The following is a 4423-nucleotide window of genomic DNA, read 5'->3' on the forward strand; positions in this document are numbered from 1 at the left end:
ACCACCGTCATTCGCAGTGGCAACGCCGTTCGTGCCGGTAGCGCCAGCAGTCAGGCAGGACTGTCGCGCCCACCGCGAATCCGCAAAGCCAGCAAGCCCGACAAGCCAGCCTCCTGCAAGGATCGCTTTCTTTTGGTTACTTTTCTTTACGAGTAAAGAAAAGTGACACCTCCATGTGCCCGAGGGCCTGACGGAACACCGCCTTTAGGCCCTGCAGACCAACATCAGGTCCCCACAAACGCAAAAATCCCCAACAAAATCCCAAAAACAAACACAGCGCTACAATCAACTAATGCGTATCCTCGGCATCGACCCCGGCCTCCGCACCACCGGCTTCGGCGTGCTGGAGAAGCACGGCAACAAGCTGACCTACATCGCCTCCGGCACCATCAAGAGCGACGGTGAGACCGGCCTGCCGGCAAGGCTGAAAACCCTCTTCGACGGCATCAGCGAAGTCACCCGCACCTACGCTCCCGATTGCGCCGCGATCGAGAAGGTGTTCGTCAACGTCAACCCGCAATCCACGCTCCTGCTGGGCCAGGCCCGCGGCGCCGCGATCTGCGGGCTGATGGGCTATGGCTTGCCGGTGTTCGAGTACACCGCGCTGCAGTTGAAGGTGGCGGTGGTCGGCTATGGCCGTGCCAACAAGGAGCAGGTGCAGGAGATGGTGATGCGCCTGCTGAGCCTGTCCGGACGGCCCAGCCCCGACGCGGCGGATGCGCTCGGCATGGCGATCTGCCACGCCAATGGCAGCAATACGCTCGGCGCCCTGACCGGACTGGCCCCGGAGCTGGTGCGCAAGGGCATGCGGGTCCGCCGTGGCCGCCTGATCGGCTGAGCGGCCAGCCAACCGCGCCCGGCCGCCCTTCGGGCTGGCGCCGGCAAGTCCAGGTCCCTTACCTCTTACAATCGAGCGGTTGCCCCGTCAAAGGATGCCGATGTCCCGCTCGCCCCTCTCGTTGCGTTCGCCTCGCCCGTCTCCCCTGGCCTGCCTGCCCGCGCTGCTCGGCGCGATTGCGGTGGCGGTCCTCGCCGGCTGCGCCGCGCCGCCCGTCGGCATGGCGCCGGCGCCTGCCCCCGCGCCAGTCCCTGTGCCCGGCCCGGCGCCTGCCGCGCCCAAGGCGCTGGTGATCGGACACCGCGGCGCCAGCGCGCTGCGCCCGGAGCACACCCTGGCGTCCTACGAGCGTGCCATCGAGGACGGCGCGGACGTGGTCGAGCCGGACCTGGTCATGACCCGCGACGGCGTGCTGGTGGCCCGCCACGAAAACGAGATCGGCACCACCACCAATGTGGCCGAGCTGCCCCAATACGCCAGCCGCAAGCGCATCAAGGTGATCGACGGCGAGCGCCTGGACGGCTGGTTCACCGAAGACTTCACGCTGGCCGAGCTGAAGACGCTGCGCGCGCGCGAGCGCATCCCGCAGCTGCGCCAGGCCAATACCCGGTACAACGACCAGTTCGAGATCCCCACCTTCGATGAGATCATCGAGATGGTAGCCAGGGCCTCCCAGCGCAGCGGACGGGTGATCGGGCTGTATCCGGAGACCAAGCACCCGAGCTATTTCCGCAGCATCGGCCTGCCGCTGGAAGAAAAGCTGGTGGCCACGCTGCGGGCGCACGCCTACACGCGCAGCGCGCCGGTCTTCGTGCAGTCGTTCGAGACCGGCAACCTGCGCGAGCTGCACCGGCGCCTGGGCGGCAGCATGCCCAACGTGAAGCTGGTGCAACTGATGGGCGGCGCCAGGAGCCGGCCGGCCGACTGGCGCCTGGCCGGCGATACGCGCACCTTCGCCGACATGATGACGCCGATCGGCCTGCGCGAGGTCGCCAGCTATGCCAGCGGCATCGGCCCGGAGAAGTCCAGCGTGGTGCCGCTCGACGCCAACGGCAACCTTGGCGCACCGAGCGCGCTGGTGCACAACGCGCACGCTGCCGGACTGCTGGTCCATCCCTACACCTTCCGTCCGGAAAACCGCTTCCTGCCGCGCAACCTGCGCACCGGCGGCGACGACGCCACGCGCAGCCCCGCCGGCATGGTGCGCGAGGTGCAGGCCTTCCTCGCCGCGGGCATCGACGGTTTCTTCACCGACGATCCGGCGCTGGGCCGGCAGGCGGTGGACACGCTGGGGCACTAGCCGCAAAGATGGCCTGGATGGCGGCGCTCACCGGCGTACCGCACGCTGGGCTACACTGGCGGCCTTTGCGATGGCGTGCCCTTCCCGGCGGCGCCATCGCCCCCTCATCTTATCCAGGCGCGCGCGCCGCAATTCGCTGCAGACACCACACCATGATCGGACGCATCGCCGGCACCCTCATCGAGAAGAATCCCCCGCACCTGCTGGTCGATTGCCACGGCGTCGGCTACGAGATCGACGTACCGATGAGTACCTTCTACAACCTGCCCGCCGTCGGCCATCCCGTCACGCTGCTGACGCAGCAGATCGTGCGCGAGGACGCGCACCTGCTGTACGGCTTCGGCAGCGCCACGGAGCGCAACACCTTCCGCGAGCTGATCAAGATCACCGGCATCGGCGCGCGCATGGCGCTGGCGGTGCTCTCCGGCATGTCGGTCGGCGAGCTGGCGCAGGCCATCACGCTGCAGGAGGCCGGACGCCTGACGCGGGTGCCGGGCATCGGCAAGAAGACCGCCGAGCGCCTGCTGCTCGAACTCAAGGGCAAGCTCGGCGCCGAACTCGGCCATGCGCCCGGCAGCGCGCCGGTGCACGACAACGCCGTCGATATCCTCAATGCGTTGCTGGCGCTCGGCTATTCCGAGAAAGAGGCGGCGCTGGCGATCAAGCAGGTGCCGGCCGGCACCGGCGTGTCGGACGGCATCAAGCTGGCGCTGAAGTCGCTGTCGAAGGGCTGACCGCCGCGCTCCGCGCGGCGCCGGGCACGCGCGGCCGGCGCCCTGCCCGGAGGGGCTACAATCGAACCACTTTGCCCGTCTCAGACTCATGATCGAAACCGACAAGCTTGCCCCCGACCGGAGCGGCGACCGCATGATCGCCCCCACCACCGCCTCGCCCAACGAGGAGGCCTTCGAGCGGGCGCTGCGTCCCAAGCTGCTCGACGAATACGTCGGCCAGGAAAAGGTGCGCGGCCAGCTCGACATCTTCATGCACGCCGCGCGCAACCGCCGCGAAGCCCTCGATCACGTGCTGCTGTTCGGGCCGCCGGGGCTGGGCAAGACCACGCTGGCGCACATCATCGCCCGCGAGATGGGCGTGAACCTGCGCCAGACCTCGGGACCCGTGCTGGAGCGCCCCGGCGACCTGGCCGCGCTGTTGACCAACCTGGAAGCCAACGACGTCCTCTTCATCGACGAGATCCACCGCCTGTCGCCGGTGGTCGAGGAAATCCTGTACCCGGCGCTGGAGGACTACCAGATCGACATCATGATCGGCGAAGGCCCCGCGGCGCGCTCGGTCAAGCTCGACCTGCAGCCCTTCACGCTGGTCGGCGCCACCACGCGTGCCGGCATGCTGACCAACCCGCTGCGCGACCGCTTCGGCATCGTGGCGCGGCTCGAGTTCTATACCGCCGAGGAACTGTCGCGCATCGTCACGCGCTCCGCGCAACTGCTCAATGCGCGCATCGACCCGCTGGGCGCACTGGAAATCGCCCGCCGCGCGCGTGGTACGCCGCGTATCGCCAACCGGCTGCTGCGCCGCGTGCGCGATTACGCCGAGGTCAAGGGAGACGGAAACATCACGCGCGCCATCGCCGACGCGGCGCTGGCCATGCTCGACGTGGATGCGGTCGGCTTCGACCTGATGGACCGCAAGCTGCTGGAGGCTATCCTGCAGAAGTTCAGCGGCGGCCCGGTGGGCGTGGACAACCTTGCCGCCGCCATCGGCGAGGAACGCGACACCATCGAGGACGTGCTGGAGCCCTACCTGATCCAGCAAGGCTACCTGCAGCGCACGCCACGAGGCCGCATGGCCACCCCTGCCGCTTACCGGCACTTCGGGCTGGCCGCGCCCGGCGATAGCGGCGACCTGCCCGCGCCATGATCGAGCGGGATGGCCCGCTGCCCGCGCCTGGCGCCGGCAGCGGGCAGGCACCCGGCGCCTCGCATTAAAAAATTTCGCGCCCCGCAGACAATTCTTTTGTCATGCATTGCTGGCCGTTGCCTCCTTGTCCACAATGACTGAGCCCCGACCGCCCCGGGACGGGCGACGGCAGACGCCGAAGCGCCAAAGTACCGGATCGCCAGGCGGCCGGCTTACTTTTCCCCAGACAGGAGAGAGCACATGAATCGACGCCGCTTTGTCACCCGGATGGCGGGCTCGGGCCTGCTCGTAGCCACCGCGTTCGCCGCGGGCTGCACCACAACCGACCGCTATGTGCCAACCGACGCGTCGACCAAGAAGAGGGAGATCGATGCGGGCGTCGACGGCGCGCTCAACCGCCTGTA

4 protein-coding genes and 1 pseudogene are annotated in these 4423 nt (G+C 68.3%); all 5 read left to right on the forward strand.

What is annotated here, in order from left to right:
- Nucleotides 1-292 precede the first annotated feature (292 nt).
- The gene (ruvC, locus tag P3W85_RS01790) at nucleotides 293-838 is read left to right on the forward strand and encodes a crossover junction endodeoxyribonuclease RuvC (RefSeq protein WP_017225963.1); all 546 of its coding nucleotides are present in this window, start codon (nucleotides 293-295) and stop codon (nucleotides 836-838) included.
- Between the two features lie 100 nt (nucleotides 839-938).
- Entirely contained in the window at nucleotides 939-2138 is a 1200-nt protein-coding gene (locus P3W85_RS01795) for a glycerophosphodiester phosphodiesterase (RefSeq protein WP_276263507.1), read from the forward strand.
- A gap of 152 nt (nucleotides 2139-2290) precedes the next feature.
- Nucleotides 2291-2872 (forward strand): Holliday junction branch migration protein RuvA, encoded by a 582-nt coding sequence (gene ruvA / locus P3W85_RS01800; RefSeq protein ID WP_017224821.1) that lies wholly within the window; start codon nucleotides 2291-2293, stop codon nucleotides 2870-2872.
- 88 nt (nucleotides 2873-2960) lie between these two features.
- Nucleotides 2961-4019, forward strand: coding sequence for a Holliday junction branch migration DNA helicase RuvB (gene ruvB, locus P3W85_RS01805; RefSeq protein ID WP_017224820.1), 1059 nt, complete (start codon nucleotides 2961-2963; stop codon nucleotides 4017-4019).
- 240 nt (nucleotides 4020-4259) lie between these two features.
- Nucleotides 4260-4423 (forward strand): annotated as a pseudogene (locus P3W85_RS45445) (BPSL1445 family SYLF domain-containing lipoprotein); the annotation flags it as partial.

This window comes from Cupriavidus basilensis (assembly GCF_029335485.1).
Lineage (GTDB): Bacteria > Pseudomonadota > Gammaproteobacteria > Burkholderiales > Burkholderiaceae > Cupriavidus > Cupriavidus basilensis_E.